Origin of the sequence: Bradyrhizobium arachidis (assembly GCF_015291705.1) — a bacterium.
GTDB lineage: Bacteria > Pseudomonadota > Alphaproteobacteria > Rhizobiales > Xanthobacteraceae > Bradyrhizobium > Bradyrhizobium arachidis.
In genome coordinates this window covers 7706302-7724357 of sequence record NZ_CP030050.1, presented here as the reverse complement: position 1 = coordinate 7724357, position 18056 = coordinate 7706302, and the positions used below count along the sequence as shown (strand labels likewise).

Annotated in this window: 16 protein-coding genes; 15 read left to right on the top strand and 1 reads right to left on the bottom strand. The window is 64.5% G+C overall.

The window, feature by feature from the left end; translation table 11 throughout:
• Positions 1-45 precede the first annotated feature (45 nt).
• The 4 genes from WN72_RS36400 to WN72_RS36385 are packed head-to-tail and all read left to right on the top strand — an operon-like array spanning position 46 to position 3387.
• Positions 46-579 carry a DUF305 domain-containing protein gene (locus WN72_RS36400; RefSeq protein ID WP_167380605.1) on the top strand — a complete coding sequence of 178 codons (534 nt, stop codon included), beginning with the start codon at positions 46-48 and terminating at the stop codon, positions 577-579.
• A gap of 9 nt (positions 580-588) precedes the next feature.
• Entirely contained in the window at positions 589-2058 is a 1470-nt protein-coding gene (locus WN72_RS36395) for a YncE family protein (RefSeq protein ID WP_092212530.1), read from the top strand.
• Positions 2059-2098: 40 nt separating this feature from the next.
• Positions 2099-2617 carry a sigma-70 family RNA polymerase sigma factor gene (locus WN72_RS36390; RefSeq protein WP_092213050.1) on the top strand — a complete coding sequence of 173 codons (519 nt, stop codon included), beginning with the start codon at positions 2099-2101 and terminating at the stop codon, positions 2615-2617.
• Positions 2614-3387: an anti-sigma factor family protein gene (locus WN72_RS36385; protein ID WP_092212529.1), complete on the top strand. Its 774-nt coding sequence runs from the start codon at positions 2614-2616 to the stop codon at positions 3385-3387. Before WN72_RS36390 ends, WN72_RS36385 begins: the two co-directional genes overlap by 4 nt.
• Positions 3388-3460: 73 nt before the next feature.
• Here the strand turns inward: WN72_RS36385 and WN72_RS36380 are convergent, their stop codons facing one another.
• Positions 3461-3910, bottom strand: a complete 450-nt coding sequence (locus tag WN72_RS36380; protein WP_027560492.1) for a cupin domain-containing protein — start codon at positions 3908-3910, stop codon at positions 3461-3463.
• 137 nt (positions 3911-4047) lie between these two features.
• Here WN72_RS36380 and WN72_RS36375 point away from each other — a divergent pair, with 137 nt between their 5' ends.
• From WN72_RS36375 to WN72_RS36325, 11 genes are all read left to right on the top strand, one after another.
• Positions 4048-5073, top strand: coding sequence for an ABC transporter substrate-binding protein (locus WN72_RS36375; protein ID WP_027560491.1), 1026 nt, complete (start codon positions 4048-4050; stop codon positions 5071-5073).
• A 29-nt stretch (positions 5074-5102) separates the two neighbouring features.
• The gene (locus WN72_RS36370; RefSeq protein WP_027560490.1) at positions 5103-5807 is read left to right on the top strand and encodes an NUDIX hydrolase; all 705 of its coding nucleotides are present in this window, start codon (positions 5103-5105) and stop codon (positions 5805-5807) included.
• 95 nt (positions 5808-5902) lie between these two features.
• Positions 5903-7213, top strand: coding sequence for an ABC transporter substrate-binding protein (locus WN72_RS36365; protein ID WP_092212525.1), 1311 nt, complete (start codon positions 5903-5905; stop codon positions 7211-7213).
• Positions 7214-7243: 30 nt separating this feature from the next.
• Positions 7244-8014 carry an ABC transporter ATP-binding protein gene (locus WN72_RS36360; protein WP_092212523.1) on the top strand — a complete coding sequence of 257 codons (771 nt, stop codon included), beginning with the start codon at positions 7244-7246 and terminating at the stop codon, positions 8012-8014.
• Positions 8014-8718 (top strand): ABC transporter ATP-binding protein, encoded by a 705-nt coding sequence (locus WN72_RS36355; RefSeq protein ID WP_027560487.1) that lies wholly within the window; start codon positions 8014-8016, stop codon positions 8716-8718. The genes WN72_RS36360 and WN72_RS36355 overlap by 1 nt, the downstream gene beginning before the upstream one ends.
• A gap of 5 nt (positions 8719-8723) precedes the next feature.
• On the top strand, positions 8724-9605 hold the full coding sequence (locus WN72_RS36350; RefSeq protein ID WP_027560486.1) for a branched-chain amino acid ABC transporter permease: 882 nt from the start codon (positions 8724-8726) through the stop codon (positions 9603-9605).
• Positions 9602-10621, top strand: a complete 1020-nt coding sequence (locus tag WN72_RS36345) for a branched-chain amino acid ABC transporter permease (protein ID WP_027560485.1) — start codon at positions 9602-9604, stop codon at positions 10619-10621. Before WN72_RS36350 ends, WN72_RS36345 begins: the two co-directional genes overlap by 4 nt.
• A complete protein-coding gene (locus tag WN72_RS36340) occupies positions 10581-11501 on the top strand; it encodes a polyphosphate kinase 2 family protein (protein WP_092212521.1) in 921 nt (306 codons plus the stop codon). The genes WN72_RS36345 and WN72_RS36340 overlap by 41 nt, the downstream gene beginning before the upstream one ends.
• 985 nt (positions 11502-12486) lie before the next feature.
• Positions 12487-14817 (top strand): mechanosensitive ion channel domain-containing protein, encoded by a 2331-nt coding sequence (locus WN72_RS36335; RefSeq protein WP_092212519.1) that lies wholly within the window; start codon positions 12487-12489, stop codon positions 14815-14817.
• 91 nt (positions 14818-14908) lie between these two features.
• Positions 14909-15907, top strand: a complete 999-nt coding sequence (locus WN72_RS36330; protein WP_027560482.1) for a tripartite tricarboxylate transporter substrate-binding protein — start codon at positions 14909-14911, stop codon at positions 15905-15907.
• Positions 15908-16332: 425 nt separating this feature from the next.
• Positions 16333-17928, top strand: coding sequence for an NAD-dependent malic enzyme (locus WN72_RS36325; RefSeq protein WP_244553663.1), 1596 nt, complete (start codon positions 16333-16335; stop codon positions 17926-17928).
• The last annotated feature ends 128 nt before the right edge of the window (positions 17929-18056 follow it).

Below are 18056 nucleotides of genomic sequence, written 5' to 3'. Positions count from 1 at the left end.
CCCGCGCGTCAAACCCCCATGCAACCACCCGCATGGGAGTTTTCGATGTCCTCCTTACAATTTCGCCGCGCCGTAGCAGCGCTCGCAAGCAGATGTCGATGGCCCAGGCCCGGCCTCGGCACGGCGTTCCTTGCCGCGCGCATTTTGGTCGCATTCGCGGTGCCTCCGCTCGCGTTCGCGCATGAAGCCCATCCAGCCGCCCCGCCGGCCGCGCAAAATGCAGAAGAACGGGCGTTCCTGGAAGAAAACGAAGCCGCCATGACCAAGATGATGAACGACATGACGGTCAAGCCGACCGGCGACGTCGACCGCGACTTCGTCGCGATGATGAACCCGCATCATCAGGGCGCGATCGACATGGCGGTGATCGAACTGCGCTACGGCAAGAACGAGCAGCTGAGGCGCATCGCCCAGGAAATCATCGTCGACCAGATGCAGGAGATCGCGGCCATGAAGCTCGCCATTGGCGAGCCTGCCACGGACACCACGCCTGCTCCAACCCAGTCGGCACCCGTTCCCGTCGCTGCCGGTCATCATCCGGGCATGCAGATGGACACGTCCAATGGAATGAAGAAGTAGGAGCCGCAGATGACCACGTCACCAATCAATATGATGAAGAGCATCTTTCTGGCAGCCTCCATGCTCGCCACGGGCTCTGCCGCATGGGCAGGGCAGGCGCCGGGTGCGCTATCCGCCCCCGATATTCCGGTCAGCCACCACGACCGCCTCTACGCCGCGGAACAGTTCTCGAACACGGTCTCGGTCACCGACCCCGTCGACAACAAGCTGCTTGGCGTAATCCGGCTGGGCGACCCGCAGCCCGGCAATTTCAGCCCGCTGTACAAGGGGCAGGTGCTTGTGCACGGCATGGGCTATTCGCCCGATCACAAGACGCTTGCCGTGGTGTCGATCGGCTCGAATTCGGTGACGTTCATCGATACCGCGACCAACGCGGTCAAGCACACCACTTATGTCGGACGATCGCCGCATGAGGCGTTCTTCACCCCCGACGGCAAGGAGGTCTGGGTCACCGTTCGCGGCGAGAACTACATCTCCGTCATCGACCCCGTCAGCTTCAAGGAGAAGACCCGCATCACGACTCCGAACGGGCCGGGCATGCAGATTTTCTCACCAGACGGCAAGTACGGCTACATCTGCTCGTCGTTCAATCCCGAGACCGACGTCGTCGCGGTGGCCGAGCACAAGATCATTGCCAAGGTGAAGCAGGAAAGTCCGTTCTGTCCGAACATCGCGGCGACGCCCGATGGAAACCAGGTCTGGTTCACGCTGAAGGACGTCGGCCGTACCCAGGTGTTCAACGCCAAGCCCCCGTTCAACGCGATCAAGACGATCGATACCGGTCCAATCACTAATCACGTCAACTTCGCGCACACCACCAAGGGCACGTTCGCCTATGTCACCATCGGCGGACTGAACGAAGTGAAGGTGTTCCGCACCGACGACTTCTCGCTTGTCGCCACGATCCCGGTTGGGAATCTGCCGCACGGCGTGTGGCCATCCGGCGACGGCACCCGGATCTATGTGGGACTGGAGAACGCCGACGCGCTGGTGGCCATCGACACGGCGACCAACACGGTGGTCGGGAACGTTCCGATCGGCCAGGCGCCGCAGGCGATCGCCTATGTTCCAAATGCTGCGCCCGACCCCGATGACCGCCAGAATCTTCAGGCACTCGGCGTTGCCGGACAGGTGGCTCATCTGTCGCTCGCGTCGAAAGATGGTGCAAAGGACGGCAAGCCGCCGACCAGCGTGTCGCTGTTCGACCAAGGCCTGATTCAGATCTTGCAGGCCTCGGTGACGGGACTGCAGCCCAAGCAGAAATATGTGCTTGCCCTGGCGGAGCATGGCGACGGTAGCGGCCCGCTGCAGCCGCTGGCCGCGTTCATGACCAATCCGGCCGGATCTGCTATCGTCAACGCGGCCGGCCCGATCCGACAGATCGTCGATCAGTCTGCCGCAGCCGCAAAGCGCTACCTGGTGATTGCCGCCGGCGATGCGGCCGCGCCCGGCGAGGCCGTCCAGGTCGAGGCGCAATGACCTCGGCCAAAGCAGCCACGAAGAGGTGACGGAGCGCGTCATGAAGGACATGCTGGTTCAGGTCGAACCGCTGATCCCTGCGCTCCGTCGCTATGCGCGCGCCCTCGTGCGCGACCGCTCGGCGGCTGACGACCTGGTCCAGGATTGCCTGGAGCGCGCCGTCAGCCGCTGGCATCAACGACGCGACGGAAGCGTGCGTGCCTGGCTGTTCACCATCCTCCACAATCTGGCGGTCAGCCAATTCCGCCAGGCCAGAGCGCGAGGCAGGCACATGCCGATCGACGATGCAGGCGAGCAGGAACTCGTCAGTGCGGCAGCACAGGAGCTGAGGCTGATCTATCAGGATGTCCTGAGCAAACTTGCAAAGCTCCCGGAGGAGCAGCGGGCCGTGCTGTTGCTCGTTGGGGTCGAAGATCTTTCCTATGCGGACGCTGCGGCAGTTCTCAACGTCCCGGTCGGTACGGTAATGTCACGCCTCTCGCGCGCGCGGGAGAGGCTGCAACAGGAGATGGATGGCGTTGCACCGGGGAATGTCGTGGCATTGCGGAGCTTGAAATGAACCAGCGGCCGATCACGGAAGACGATCTGCACGCCTATGTGGACCAGGTGCTCGAGCCCGAGCGTCGCGCGGAGGTCGTGTCCTATCTGGATGATCATCCGGATGTCGCCAGCCGCGTTGCCGCCTTCGCCACCCAGCGCGAGCAGCTGCGTGGCGCGCTGGCCTCGATTGCCGACGAGCCACTGCCGGCGGAGCTGAACCTGTCGCACATCATCGAGGGCCGGAAGCGGCGTCCGCTCCGGCTATGGGGTGCGATCGCTGCGATGCTGCTTCTCGGCATTGGCGGCCTCGGCGGATGGACCATGCGCAGCGTGTTGCAGGATGGCTCGAACGGGCTGTCCGCATTGGCGCAGGAGGCGGCCTACTCCTATAACGTCTTTGCACCCGATCGCGTGCGGCCGGTCGAGATAAGGGCGTCCAACAGCGCCGAGCTCACACAGTGGGTCTCCAACCGGCTGAAGCAGGCGGTCAAGGTGCCGGACCTCTCCGTGTCGGGCTATAGGCTGATGGGTGGCCGCCTGGTTCCGACGTCGCATGGTCCGGCCGCGATGTTCATGTACGACGACGATCGCGGCGACCGCCTCGTGGTGCTGACGCGCCCGATGAGCAACCGCAATCTGGATACGCCGATGATGCCGCAATCGACCGGCGATGTTGCGGGCTTCGTGTGGGCGGAGGGCGGCATGGGTTACACGCTCGTCGGCCAGCTTCCGGGGGACACCCTCAAGCCAATCGCAAACGAGATCCGCAAGCAGACGCGCCCGATCTAGCACCGGAATTGACGAAACGGGCCCGCACGGCCGTGCGAGCCCGGGCACTCAGCCACGCTCCGTTTTCGCGGCTTCAATCCAGCAGCTTGGTATCATCAGGCGCCTGCGGCGGCGTCTTGATCGCGATTGCCTTGACCTGGCCGCTGATCGGCTTGGTGCCGCCATGCGCGGTGCCCTTCGGGATGATGACGAGGTCGCCGGGCTTCACCGTGACCTCCTTGTCGCCGAGCCAGATCGTCCCGGTCCCGTCCAGGATGTACTGGATCTCGTTGGTGTTGGGATGCATGTGCTTGGGCACGTTGCCGACCTGGATCGAGATCGTGGCGCCGTCGGCGCTCGCGAACATCTTTGAGCGGAAGCCGACATTGTTGGCGGACCCGAGCGCATCGCCATCCATCTCGCCGGTATGGATGATCTGTGCGGTGATGTTCTCGGCGGCCAGCGCCGGCCGGAGCAGCTGGTTGGCGCCGCATCCTGCGGCAAAGGCGGCGGCGAGCGCGAGCCCGGCAGCAAGGCGATTCATGGATGATCCTCCCCATCAAGACTTGTTGTTGTGGGCCCATGCTATTGCGCCGAAAGGCCGATGGCCAGAGCCCTGAGTTGCGCTTCTCAAGCCGGGTGCGCTGCATTATGGTGCCGCCAGCCGAACGGAGGAAACCAATGAAGAACACGATTGCCAGGCTCGCCGGCGCGCTGCTCGCGCTGACGCTCACCACCGGATTTGCCGCGGCGCAAAGCAAGGTCACCATCGCGGTCGGCGGCGGCGCCTGCCTGTGCTATCTGCCGACGGTGCTGGCCAAGCAGCTCGGCGAATACGAGAAGGCCGGCCTCAATGTCGAGCTGGTCGACCTCAAGGGCGGCTCGGACGCGCTCAAGGCCGTGCTCGGCGGCAGCGCCGACGTCGTCTCCGGCTATTTCGACCATTGCGTCAACCTCGCCGCCAAGAAGCAGGAGCTTCAGTCTTTCGTGGTCTATGACCGCTATCCTGGCCTCGTGTTGGTGGTCGCGCCGTCGCGCACCAATGACATCAAGTCGGTCAAGGACCTCGCCGGCAAGAAGGTCGGCGTCAGCGCGCCCGGCTCGTCTACGGACTTCTTCCTGAAATACATGCTCAAGAAGAACGGGCTCGATCCCACCAGCGCCGCCGTGATCGGCGTCGGCCTCGGCGCCACCGCGGTCGCCGCGATGGAGCAGGGCCAGATCGACGCGGCCGTGATGCTCGATCCCTCCGTGACCGTGCTCCAGGGCAGCCACAAGGATCTGCGCATCCTCTCCGACACCCGCACCCAGAAGGACACGCTCGAGACGTTCGGCGGCGAATATCCCGGCGGCGCGCTGTACTCGACCGCGGCCTGGGTCAACGGCCACGAGAAGGAGACGCAGGCGCTCACCAATGCGATGCTGGCGACGCTCGCCTGGATCCATTCGCATTCGCCCGAGGAGATCATGGCGAAGATGCCGGACGAGATGGTCGGCAAGAACAAGGACCTCTATCTCGCCGCGCTGAAGAACACGATCCCGATGTTCTCCGAAACTGGCAAGATGGACCCGAAGGGCGCCGACGCCGTGCTCGCGGTGTTCAGCGTCGGCTCGCCGGACGTCGCCAATGCCAAGATCGACGTCAGCAAGACCTTCACCAACAAGTTCGTCGACCAGGCCAAGAAGACCACGGGGAGCGCCAAATAACTGACGCGAACGCGTTGTAATCAGGCGTCATGACGTCACCAGCCATTCATCGCGTCACGACGCTTGATCTTGCCGTGCGGCCGATCTCCTGGCCGTTCGCAGAGGAGCGCCGCGCCGAGATCGCGGCGCATTTCGCCGAAAAGCAGCGCGAGCGGCCCAAGATCTGGAACGGTCGCATCCTGCTCGGCCGCGATCCCGTGTTCTCGGATGGCGGTTTCGCCGCGACCTATTCCGAAGTGGATTTCGCAAGCTTCCTCGCCTGGCGCGACTGGGGATTTCCCGATCCTACCGTGTTCAACGGTTTCGGCATGGGGGCGCTGCGCGCCTCCGACGGTGCTTTCATCATGGGCGAAATGGCGCCCCACACCGCCAATGCAGGGCGGATCTATTTCCCCTCGGGCACACCCGATCCGGGCGACGTCAGGGACGGCAGGCTCGATATTCCCGGCAGCGTCGTCCGCGAGCTCGAGGAGGAGACCGGGCTCACGGCCGACGACTATCGGGCCGAAGCAGATTGGCACTGTGTCGTCTCCCACCGCGCGATTGCAATGATCAAGGTGCTCAACCTGGATATGCCGGGCGACGTCGCCCGTGCCCGGATCGAAGCCAATCTCGCGCGCGAGGCCGAGCCGGAGCTGTCGGCCATTCATCTCGTGCGCGGGATGGATGATCTCACGCCGACCATGCCGCGATTTGTCACGGCCTTTATCGCGCAGCAGTTCGCATCGCGTTGATGCGCGAGGCTTGACATCGCTGCGCGCAGCCCATGTGATGGGCCAAAAAGCAAAAGCAACAAGAATGCAATGCACAATCGTCCAGGGAGGTTTAGATGCGCCTGCGCATGGCTGCCCGCTTGGTACGTGGGCTGTTGGTCGCGATAGCAGCGACGGGCTTGGCGGCGTCCGCTGACGCTCAAGAGAAGAAGATCAAGATCGGCGTGATTTTCGACCTGACCGGGCCGCTCGCGGGCGGCGGGTCCGAGCTCGAATATATCGGCACCAAGATCATCCTCGACCAGTTCGGCAAGACCGGCGTCGAGGGCTACAAGATCGAGGCGGTCTATGCCGATGCGCAGAGCAAGCCCGACATCGCCATCAATGAATCCGTCCGCCTGCTCGAGCAAGAGAAGGTCGACCTGGTGCTCGGCTTCTTCTCCTCGGCGCAATGCGTGCCGGTGGCCGCCCGCGTCGAGCAGCTCAAGAAGTTCATGTGGATGACGACCTGCATCTCGTCCGCCGTGTTCAACGAGAAGAACTACAAATACGTGTTCCGTCCGCAGGCGAGCGGCGATCAGTTCGGCATGATGACGATGGACTTCATCGCGCAGAACGCCAAGGAGAAGTTCGGCAAGGAGCCGAAGGATCTGCGCGTCGCCATTATCCACGAGGACGGCTCCTATGGCGTCGATGTCTCCAAAGGCAACGAGGCCGGTGCGAAGAAAGCCGGTTTCAACGTCGTGCTGAAGGAAGGCTATTCGGCGACCGCACCCGATCTCTCCGCGCTGGTGACCAAGCTCAAGCGCGCCAAGCCGGACGTGATCTTCCACACCGGCTACAACCCCGACATCACGCTGCTGCTGCGCCAGGCCCGCGAGCAGGGCCTGAAATTCGGCGCCCTGGTCGGGCATGGCGCCGGCTACGGCGTCTATGAGAAGCTCAAGGAGGGCATGGGCGCGGACGCCAACTACATCTTCAACACCGACCCGATCTCGATCTGGCTCGCCAACCAGAAGACGATGGACCCGAAACTCGCGCCCATCATCAAGATGGTCGGTGAGGAGTTCGACAAGATCAAGCCTGGCGTTGCCATCCGCTCCGCCCATGTCGGCATCGGCGCGTCCAACACCTACGTGTTCATGAACGACGTGCTGCCGCGCGCGATCAAGAAGTATGGCGGGGTCGATCCGGACGCGCTGCGCAAGGCCGCGCTCGACACCGACATCCCCGAAGGCGGCACCATGCTCGGCTTCGGCGTCAAGTTCTACGGCGAGGGCACGCCGATGGCCGGCCAGAACGAGCGTTCCTTCCCGGTGGTGATCCAGTACATCGACGACAAATCCTCCGTGGTGTGGCCCAAGAGCCAAGCGCAGCGCGACGCCGTGCTGCCGCTGCCGAAGGGCACCACCTACAGCAACCAGTAGCGCAATACTTTTGACAAGGAGAGCGGGGCGGTGCTCGAGGTCAGCGGGCTGGTGAAACGGTTCGGCGGCTTCACCGCCGTCAACAACGTGTCGTTCAAGGTCGAGCAGGGCGAGATCCTCGGCCTGATCGGCCCCAACGGCTCGGGCAAGAGCACGATCTTCAACATGCTCTCCGGCACGCTGGCGCCGACCTCAGGCTCGATCCTGTTCGGCGGCGCCGAGATCGCGGGCCTCGCGCCGCACCGGATCATCAACAGCGGCATCGGCCGTACCTTCCAGATTCCGCGCCCGTTCCGCCGCCTGACGATTTTCGAGAATGTCGCGCTCGCCGGCTTTTACGGCCAGGGCCGCCACAGCCGCGCCAGGGCGGAGGAGGCGGCCGAGCGATCGCTCGCCATGGTCGGCCTGCCGACCGATCGGCACGCCAGCGTCGATGGCCTCGGCGCCGCCGGCCTGAAGAAGCTCGAGCTCGCAAAGGCGCTCGCCACCGCGCCAAAGCTTCTGCTCGCCGACGAGAGCCTCGGCGGCCTCGACGAGGCCGAGATGGATCAGGCTGCCGACATGCTGCGCAACATCCGCGACGAGCTCGGCATCACCATCATCTGGGTCGAGCACATCATGGGCGTCCTGATGCGCGTCGTCGACCGCGTCATGGTGCTCGACCACGGCGAGAAGATCTCGGAAGGGTTGCCGAGCGCGGTCGCCGGCGATCCGCGCGTCATCGAGGTCTATCTCGGCACCGATGCCGAGACCACGCAGGCCGCGGCCGCCGAAGCGCGCCGCCGCGCGGGAGGCCAGTGATGCTGGAGCTCCGCGGCGTCAATGCCGGCTATGGTACATTCCAGGCGCTGTTCGACGTCAATCTCGACGTGAAGGCCGGCGAGGCGGTCGGCGTCATCGGTCCCAACGGCGCCGGCAAGACCACCCTGATGCGCGTCATCTCCGGCCTGATCCGACCCACGCGCGGATCGATCAGGATGGAGGGCGTCGATGTCGTGGCAACGCCGCCGCACAAGATCGTCAGCCTCGGGATTGCGCATGTGCCGGAGAACCGGCGGCTGTTTCCGCAGCTCACGGTTGACGACAATCTCAAGATGGGCGCCTTCATGAAGGAGGCGCGCGGCCATTATGCCGAGCGGCTTGAGGTCGTGTTCGATCTGTTTCCGCGCCTCAAGGAGCGCCGCCACCAGATGGCCGGCACCATGTCCGGCGGCGAGCAGCAGATGTGCGCGATCGGCCGCGCGATGATGTCCAATCCGAAGCTGCTGCTGCTCGACGAGCCGTCGGCGGGCCTGGCGCCGGTCGTGGTGCAGCAGGTGTTCGAGCTGGTGAAGCGGATCCGCGCCAGCGGGCTGACGGTGCTGATCGTGGAGCAGAACGTGCAGCAGGTGCTGAAGGTGGTCGATCGCGCCTATCTGATCGAGGCGGGCACGATCCGGGCCTCCGGCACCTCGGCCGAGATGCTGGCGAGCGACACAGTCAAGGAAGCGTATCTCGGGGTGTGATGGGTATGCAGGCGTTCCTCGATATTTTCGACATCTACCTGTTGGAGGCCGTGATCAACGGCATCCTGCTCGGCGGCGTGCTGGCGCTGCTCGCACTCGGGCTCAATTTGATCTTCGGCGTCATCGATGTGACCTGGATCTGTTATGCCGAGCTGGTGATGATCGGCATGTACGCCATGTATTTCATGGTGCAGTACTATGGCGTCAGCTATTTCGTCGCGGCACCGCTGACGATCCTGCTGGTCGCGCTGCTCGGTGCCGCGCTGCATTACCTCGTGATCGCGCCGCTGCTCACGGCGCCGCCGATCAACCAGCTGCTCGCGACCGGCGGCGTGCTGTTCGTGCTCCAGAGCTTTGCCACCGTCGCCTTCGGCATCGACTTCCGCAATCTCGGCATCCGCCTGCCGGTGCTCGCCTTCGGCGACATGAATTTCAGCTACGCACGACTGCTCTCGTTTCTCGCGGCGCTGGTCGGCATGGTCGCGGTCTATCTGTTCATGACGCGGACCTTCACCGGCACCGCGATCCGCGCCATCTCGCAGGACCGGCAGATCATGGCGCTGATGGGCGTCGACACCAGGCGCATCTATCTCATCACCTCCGCGATCGGCGGCGGGCTGGCCGGGCTCGCCGCCTGCCTCCTGGTGCTGCAATATGACGTGCATCCCTTCGTCGGCCTCTCGTTCGGGCCGATCACCTTCCTGATCTGCGTGCTCGGGGGCCTCGGCAATTTCATCGGCGGCTTCATCGCCGCCTTCGTGTTCGCCGAGATCATCTCGCTCGGCGGACTGTTCTCCGATCTCGAATGGGGTTATGTGCTCGCCTTCGCCTTCTTCATCGTCATGATGTTCATCCGGCCCGCGGGCCTGCTGGCGAGGCGCCGATGACGGGGCAGGGGCGTCTCGCCGCATGGGGGATCGGACTGGCGGCGCTGGTCGCGCTGCCGTTCGTCTATCGCGATCCCTATCATCTGCACATCCTGGTGCTGATCCTGATCTGGTCGTTCGCCTATACGTCGTGGTCGATGATGGGACGGTTCGGCCTGGTCTCGCTCGGCCATGGCGGCTTCATGGGGATCGGCGCCTATGTCACCGCGCTGTTGTGGAATCATCTGGGACTGTCGCCCTGGATCGGCATTCCCATCAGCATGGTCGCGGCCGGCGCGCTGGCGCTGATCGTCGGCTATCCCTGTTTCCGCTTCCGCATCACCGGCCACTATTTCGTGCTGGTGACGCTGGCGCTGTCGGGCATCGTGCTCCAGGTCATCACCGCGACGCGCGACTATACCGGCGGCTCGCTCGGCTACACGCCGAACCGAGCCTCCGGCAACAAGCTCTTGGCGCTGCAATTCGACGACAAGACCACCTGGTACCTGATCGCGCTCGCGGTCTGGCTGTTCGGCATCGTGGCCTGGCACTGGGTCGACCGCAGCATGGCGCGCTATGCGCTGGAGGCGATTTCGGAGGACGAGGACGCCGCCGCCGCCGCCGGTGTCAACGTCACCGCGGAGAAGCTCAAGATCACGCTGCTCAGCGCGCTGATGACGGCGCTCGCCGGCGCGATCTACTGCCAGTACCAGATGTTCATCACGCCCGACACGGTCAGCGGCATCGCGGTGTCGCTCCAGATGGTGTTCGCCGCCATCGTCGGCGGCCTGTTCGTCTCGCTCGGTCCGACCTTCGGCGCCATCATCACGATCCTGCTGGCCGAGACCCTGCGCATCGGCTTCGGCACCAAGGCGGTTGGCTGGGACAACCTCGTCTATGGCGTGCTGCTCGTGCTCTTCATCATATTCCTTCCCAAGGGTATCCTTGGTAGCTTGCTCGACCGATTGAAGCCCCAACGCAAGGTGCCCCGCGCTCATGAGCAAGAAGCCGTCCAAATCGCTCGCCCAGGAACTTGACCGCTACATCACGCCCTTCCGTTACGACGGATCGGGCAAGTTTCACCTCAAGGACTACAAGACCAACGAGAAGGGCGATCTCGACAAGGAGAAGGCGCAGGAGATCCTCGACGCCAACAAGAAGCGGCTGGTCGAATTCCAGGAGAAGCTCTACGCTCAGGACCGCTGGTCGCTGCTGATCGTGTTCCAGGCCATGGACGCGGCCGGCAAGGACAGCGCCATCAAGGCGATCTTCGAGGGCATCAATCCGCAGGGCTGCGAGGTCACCGCCTTCAAGGCGCCGAGCAGCAATGAGCTCGACCACGATTTCCTCTGGCGGCACGTCGTCGCGCTGCCCGAGCGCGGCCATATCGGCATCTTCAATCGCTCGCATTACGAGGAATGCCTGGTGACGCGCGTGCACCCGGAGATCCTCGCCAAGGAGAAGCTGCCGGAAAAGCTCGTGACCAAGAACATCTGGAAGGAGCGGTTCGAGGACATCTCCGCCTTCGAGCGTTACCTGGCGCGCAACGGCACCGTGGTGCTGAAGTTCTTCCTCAACCTCTCCAAGGACGAACAGCGCGACCGTTTTCTCGACCGGCTGGAGATTCCGTCCAAGCAGTGGAAGTTCTCCATGGACGACATCAAGGAGCGCGCGCTGTGGCCGCGCTACCAGGCGGTGTATCAGGACATCGTCCGCCACACGTCGACGCCGCACGCGCCCTGGTACGTCGTGCCGGCCGACCACAAATGGTTCGCGCGCGTCGTGATCGGCTCGGTGATCAATGCTGCGCTCGAAAAGCTCGACCTGCGCTTCCCGCGCGCCGACAAGGCTTCGCTCGAGGAATTCAAGGCCGTACGCAAGGCGCTGGAGAAGGAGGGCAAGGGCGGCAAGAAGTGACGGTGAGCGGCGGCGCCAGCACATGTCAGAACAAAAAATCGAAAACAACCCCATGCACAGTAGCCGGCGATAGCTGGGTCAACGGTTTGGCGATGTAGGTGAAGGTCATTGCGGATTTTTCGAAATTAAATTGACGCGTCGGGCAAAACAGGGGTATGGTGTCATCATCGCAGCAGGTCGCGTTCGGATCTCGTAGGGTGGGCAAAGCGCAAGCGTGCCCACGCATTTTTGCGACCTGAGAGAGTTGGTGGGCACGGCGCAAGTGCGCCTTTGCCCACCCTACGATTGCGGTGTGAGTCGATCGTTCGTAGCCTCGTTCGATCAGGAGCGCTCGACGCGAGATCGTTGCTACCGTTGCGGCCTAAGGAACTCGCGTTAAATGTGATCCCTGCGCCATTGATCCTGCTTGACAGTTTTGTGGCACGGGAGGAGCATCCTTACGGTCGCAAACAAGCGACGCCCAACGTCCACATCAGAGCAAGGGGAGGTCTATGACTCCACCTCCGCAAATCCAGCCGCGTTAATTGCGATGGAGCTCGTTCGGACTATCGCATAGCGGCGAAAACCGCGAACGGCACGCCGGGACAAGGTTTAGCGGGCTGCATCAGTGAGGCAAGGCCCCTACCGTCCCGGCGCTGTATTCGATAGCGCCTTGATAGTGCGCTGAGCGCAGCGGATGGCCGACGAGGCCGACCGGCGTGTTTGACATCCTGTTTTCTCTCTCCTCCTCCTCGCCGTCATTCCGGGCCGACTCCCGGAATGACGGGAGAGTTTTGGCGCGTGTCTCACGGCGAAGACGGCCCGCGGCCGCACGGAAGCTCGCAGTTCCCATTCCTGCACTGCGGCAAATGCCAAGAGAATGTCGCCACATTGGCCAACTTCCGACACAGCGCCGGGGCGAATGACAGCGGTCCGACATGACGCAGTGCTTCGGCGGTGACGATGCCGACTCCGCCGGCGCATTCATTTTTTCCAGGGAATCATCGTGTCGCATAAGCTTGCCCCGGCGGTCCTCGCCGCTCTCTTCCTCGCGATCTCGTCTTTCTGTGGCGCCCACGCCGAGCCGGCTGCTCCGGCCGCCAACCAGGCGGCCGCGCTGTCGCCTGACGAGGCGAAGCGCGCGCTGGAGACGCTCCAGGACGACAAGAAGCGCGCGCAGATGATCGACACGTTGCGCGCGATCGCGAACGCATCCGGCCCACAGCAGCCCGCGCCCGAGCAGAAGTCGCCGATACCGCTCTCGGCGGACGGTCTCGGCGCGCAACTCCTGCTCACAGTGTCGGAGCAGATCGGCGACATCTCGCGCGAGATCGCCAGCGTGGCGCGGACGCTGACGCATTTCCCCGCGTTCTATTACTGGATCGTGCGCACCGCCAACGATCCCGCCGCCTACAATCTCCTGATCGAGATCGCCTGGAAGCTTGCATTGGTGCTCGGCTGCGCGCTTGCGGCGGAATGGGTGATCTTCCGCCTGATCCGGCGTCCGGTGGCATTCCTCGAGGGGCGCGTGCCGCATACCGCGCGCCTGCCGGTGCAGGCGCTGCCGATCGCCGATCCGCCATCGTCGGTGGCCGACGTGACGCCGGCGCCTGAATTGCAGAAGCGACGCCATAGCCTGGCGCGGGTCTGGCAATTGCTGCTGCGGCTGCCCTTCGTGCTCGGCCGCCTCCTGCTCGAGCTGCTTCCGGTGTTCGTCTTCATCGGCGTCGCGACCGCCTTGCTCGGCACCGAGATCGGCGATCCCGTCACGGTCCGCTTCGTGATCCTTGCGGTCGTCAACGCCTATGCATTCTCGCGCGGGCTCATCTGCGTGGTCCGCGCGCTGGCCGGGCCATTCGGCCTGTTTCCGGTGCGCGCCGAGACCGCGGCCTATATCGAGATCTGGGCACGCCGCATCGTCGGCGTCGGCGTCTCTGGCATCGCCTTTGCCAATGTGGCGCTGCTGCTCGGGCTGCACCGCGCCGGCTACGCCGCGCTGCTGCGCATGGTGATGCTGGTCGTGCATCTCTTCGTCGTCGTCATCATCCTGCAATGCCGCCGCCAGGTCGCCGATTCCATCCGTGCGCCGGCCGACCGGCAGGGCATCGCTGCGCGCCTGCGCAACCGCATCGCTGCCGGCTGGCACTACCTCGCCATCGCGCTCGATCTCGCATTGTGGGCGGTGTGGGCGCTCAACATCCGCAACGGCTATTCGCTGCTGCTGCAATATTTCGTCGGCACCATCGTGGTGGCGCTGATCACCCGCGTCGCCATCATGGTGACCTTGAGCCTGATCGACCGCGGCTTCCGCATCAGGCCGGAGATCCTCCAGCGTTTTCCGGGCCTCGAGGTCCGCGCCAACCGCTATCTGCCGCTGCTGCGCAGGATCGTCTCCGGCGTGATCGCCTTCATCGGCTTCGTCGCCGTGCTCGAAGTCTGGGGCGTCGATGCCATCGTCTGGTTCTATGGCGGTCAGATCGGCAACCGGCTGATCTCGGCCGTGGTGACGATCGGCCTGGCCGTGTTCATCGCGGCAGCCATCTGGGAAGCCAGCAACGCACTGCTGGACCGCCAGATCAACTCGCTGTCGCGCGACGGGCACTATGCCCGTGCCGCGCGCCTGCGCACCTTCCAGCCGATGCTGCGAACTGCCTTGCTCTGCCTGATCGCCACCGTCGTCGGCCTCACCGCGCTGAGCGAGATCGGCGTCAATGTCGCCCCGCTGCTGGCCGGCGCCGGCATCGTCGGCATCGCGATCGGCTTCGGCTCGCAGAAGCTGGTGCAGGATCTCATCACCGGCCTGTTCCTGCTGCTGGAGAACACGGTCCAGGTCGGCGACACCGTCAGCGTCTCGGGGCTCTCTGGCGTCGTCGAGAACGTCTCGATCCGCACCATCCGCCTGCGCGCCGGCGACGGCGCCGTGCACATCGTGCCGTTCAGCGCGGTCACCACCATCACCAATGCCAGCCGCGGCGCCGGCAACGCCTCGGTCAGCGTCAATGTCGCCTACAAGGAGGACACCGACCGCGCCGGCCAGATCCTCAAGGACATCGTCGACGAGATGCGGCGCGAGCCGGAGTTTCGCGCGGCGATCCGCGGCGATCTCGATCTGTGGGGCATCGACAAGGTCGACGGCGCCATGGTGTCGATTGTCGGCCAGATCCGCTGCACCGAGGCCGGCCGCTGGCCGGTCCAGCGCGAGTTCAACCGCCGCATGAAGCTGCGCTTCCAGCAGCACGGCATCGAGATCGCGTCCCCAGTCCAGACCATCTTGATGCAGATCGCGCCACCTGCGGATAGTGCCGCCAATCTGACGCCGCGGCGGGCGGCTGGATAATTTCTGGGCTTGCCTCGGCCAGCGCGGCAGCGTTCACTCCGGCTCCAACCCGCTGACAACATGCGGGCGGCAAAAAGGGTGGGAGAGAACGATGCGGGGGCTGTGGGCCGGATTACGCGGTCATGTGATCGTCATCTGCGCGCTGATTGGATGCGCGTCGTGGACCGCGCCAGCGAGTGCGCAGCCATTCCCGTCGCGTCCCATCACCCTCGTCGTGCCGTTCGCGGCTGGCGGCCCGACCGATACGCTGGCGCGGATCCTGTCGGAGCGGATCGCCGCCGAGCTGCACGCCACGGTCGTGGTCGAGAACGTCGCCGGCGCCTCCGGCAGCATCGCCGGTGCCCGCGTCGCGCGCGCGACGCCTGATGGTACGACCATCACCATCGGCCATTGGGGCACGCATGTGCTCAACGGCGCGATCTTCAAGCTGCCCTATGATCTGCTCGCCGATTTCGAGCCGGTGGCGACCATCGCGATGGGCACGCAGCTCATCGTTGGCCGCAAGTCGCTCGAGGCCAACAATCTGAAAGAGATGATCGCCTGGCTGAAGGCCAATTCCGGCAAGGCCACCGCCGGCACGGCCGGTGCGGGCACCGGCGCGCATGTCGCCGGCGTGTTCTTCAAGGAGAAGACCGGCACCGATTTCCAGTTCGTGCCCTATCGCGGCGCAGGGCCCGCCATGATCGATCTCGTCGCCGGCCAGATCGACATCATGTTCGACCAGGCCTCGAACTCGCTGCCGCAATACAAGAACGGCGCGATCAAGGCCTTTGCGGTGACCTCGCCGACACGGCTTGTCTCCGCGCCTGACATCCCGACCGTCGACGAGGCGGGGCTGCCCGGTCTCTACATCTCCTACTGGCATGGCATCTGGGCACCGAAGAACACGCCGAAAGATATTGTCACAAAGCTCAACGCGGCGATCGTCACGGTTCTTGCGGATCCCGCCGTCAAGCAGCGCTTCACTGAGCTCGGGCAGGAGATTCCGCCGTCCGATCAGCAGACGCCCGCGGCACTCGCGGCGTTCCAGAAGGCCGAGATCGAGAAATGGTGGCCGATCGTCAAGGCCGCGGATATCAAGCCGGAATAGCGTTGTCGCCGTATAGTCCTTCGTCTTCCTGATGGTTTGTGAGGTTTTTCTCGTCATTCCGGGGCGCGCGTCAGCGCGAGCCCGGAATCCATTGCGGCGGCGGTATCTGCGGATCGATGGATTCCGGGTTCGCGACTTCGTCGCGCCCCGGGGAATGACGGGGGGAGAGGGCAGGCCGCCCCTCAATCCCTCATCATCAGGAGCAAAAACGTCGCCGTGTTAACTTGCGCGCGCAACTGCGGATCGTTCTCGAAAACCTCGCTGCGGTGCGAGATCACAATCGATGCCGGGATGCCTGCGTCCTTGATCTCGGGTGAGCACTGGCCGACAATGGCCGCCCTTCAATAAGAAACTCCCTGGGGGAATTCGTGAATAGACCTGCTCGGGTCAGCGCCCATTCGACATCATCCGACGCCGCGCACGGCATGACGCTGCTGCGCGATCCCCTGCTCAACAAGGGCACCGCCTTCACCGAAGCGGAGCGCGCGGCGCTCGGCCTGCGCGGCTTGTTGCCGCCCTGCGTGCTGACGATGGAGACGCAAGCCGAGCGCGTGCTCACCAACCTCCGCACCCTGCCGACGGACCTCGAAAAATACGTCGCGCTGAACGCGCTGCATGACCGCAACGAGGCGCTGTTCTTCCGCGTCGTCGTCGACAACATCGACGAGATCCAGCCGATCATCTACACGCCGACGGTCGGGCTCGCCTGCCAGAAATACGGCCTGATCTTCCAGCGGCCGCGCGGCATGTTCATCTCCTCGCGCGATCGCGGCCAGATCGCGGAGATCCTGAAGAACTGGCCCTATCCGGCCCAGCTGATCGTCGTCACCGACGGCGAGCGCATCCTTGGCCTCGGCGATCTCGGCGCCAACGGCATGGGCATTCCGGTCGGAAAACTCTCGCTCTATTCCGCCTGCGCCGGCGTGCACCCCGAGCAATGCCTGCCGATCGTGCTCGACGTCGGCACCAACAATGAAGAGCTCTTGAACGATCCCTATTATCTCGGTCTGCGCGAGCGGCGGCTCACGGGCGAGGCCTATGACAGCTTCGTCGACGAGTTCATGCAGGCTGCGCGGAAGACGTTCCCGGGCGTGCTGATCCAGTTCGAGGATTTCGCCAATCACTCCGCGTTCAAGCTGCTGCACAAATACCGGGATGATGCCTGCGTCTTCAACGACGACATCCAGGGCACCGCGGCGGTGGCGCTCGCGGGCCTGTTCTCGGCGCTGCGTGTCTCCGGCGGCAAGCTCAGGGATCAGCGAATCCTGTTCCTCGGCGCGGGCGAAGCGGCGACCGGCATCGCCGATCTCGTGGTCTCCGCCATGATGGCGGAGGGCGCAACGGAAGCCGACGCGCTCCGCCGCAACTGGCTGGTGGATTCCCGCGGCCTGGTCGTTGGCGGCCGTGACGGCCTTCACGGCCACAAGCTGCGCTATGCCCATGCGGGCCAGGCGCCGATCGCCGACTTCCTCACCGCCATCAAGACGCTGAAGCCGACGGCGATCATCGGCGTTGCCGCGGTCGGCGGCGCCTTCACGCCCGACGTGCTCAAGGCGATGGCCGAGCTCAACGAGCAGCCGATCGTGTTCGCGCTCTCCAACCCGACCTCGAAGGCCGAATGCTCGGCGGAGGATGCCTACCGCTACACCGAGGGCCGCGCGCTGTTCGCCTGCGGCAGCCCGTATGATCCGGTGAAGCTGAGCGGCCGCACCTTCGTGCCGCGCCAGGGCAACAACTCCTACATCTTCCCGGGCGTCGGTCTCGGCGTCATCGCCAGCCGTTCGCGCCTGGTGACGGACGAGATGTTCATGGCGGCCGCCCATACGCTCGCCGACTGCGTCGGCAAGGAGGACCTCGCGCAAGGCAGCCTCTACCCGGCGCTGCCCCGCATCCGCGAGGTCTCGGCGCGGATTGCGGCGGCTGTGGCCGACGTTGCCTATCAGCGCGGGCTCGCGGAGGGACCGGCGCCGAACGACGTCAAGGCGCTGGTGCAGTCGCAGATGTACGAGCCGGCGTACTGAGGCTCACAATTCAAGCCGAACTTGTGGAGGCGGCCCCTCACCCCACCCTCTCCCCGTAAGAACGGGGCGAGGGAGGGCGAGAGCGGTGCGTCCCTGACGTGGGATGACCAGCCAGATCGTTTGCCGTG

Coding starts and splice junctions, on each gene's coding strand:
- WN72_RS36340 (WP_092212521.1), top strand. CDS start 10,581: ATGAGCAAGAAGCCGTCCAAATCGCTCGCCCAGGAACTTGACCGCTAC.
- WN72_RS36390 (WP_092213050.1), top strand. CDS start 2,099: ATGAAGGACATGCTGGTTCAGGTCGAACCGCTGATCCCTGCGCTCCGT.
- WN72_RS36380 (WP_027560492.1), bottom strand. CDS start 3,910: ATGAATCGCCTTGCTGCCGGGCTCGCGCTCGCCGCCGCCTTTGCCGCA.
- WN72_RS36350 (WP_027560486.1), top strand. CDS start 8,724: ATGCAGGCGTTCCTCGATATTTTCGACATCTACCTGTTGGAGGCCGTG.
- WN72_RS36400 (WP_167380605.1), top strand. CDS start 46: ATGTCCTCCTTACAATTTCGCCGCGCCGTAGCAGCGCTCGCAAGCAGA.
- WN72_RS36330 (WP_027560482.1), top strand. CDS start 14,909: ATGCGGGGGCTGTGGGCCGGATTACGCGGTCATGTGATCGTCATCTGC.
- WN72_RS36375 (WP_027560491.1), top strand. CDS start 4,048: ATGAAGAACACGATTGCCAGGCTCGCCGGCGCGCTGCTCGCGCTGACG.
- WN72_RS36355 (WP_027560487.1), top strand. CDS start 8,014: ATGCTGGAGCTCCGCGGCGTCAATGCCGGCTATGGTACATTCCAGGCG.
- WN72_RS36345 (WP_027560485.1), top strand. CDS start 9,602: ATGACGGGGCAGGGGCGTCTCGCCGCATGGGGGATCGGACTGGCGGCG.
- WN72_RS36385 (WP_092212529.1), top strand. CDS start 2,614: ATGAACCAGCGGCCGATCACGGAAGACGATCTGCACGCCTATGTGGAC.
- WN72_RS36370 (WP_027560490.1), top strand. CDS start 5,103: ATGACGTCACCAGCCATTCATCGCGTCACGACGCTTGATCTTGCCGTG.
- WN72_RS36395 (WP_092212530.1), top strand. CDS start 589: ATGACCACGTCACCAATCAATATGATGAAGAGCATCTTTCTGGCAGCC.
- WN72_RS36325 (WP_244553663.1), top strand. CDS start 16,333: ATGACGCTGCTGCGCGATCCCCTGCTCAACAAGGGCACCGCCTTCACC.
- WN72_RS36365 (WP_092212525.1), top strand. CDS start 5,903: ATGCGCCTGCGCATGGCTGCCCGCTTGGTACGTGGGCTGTTGGTCGCG.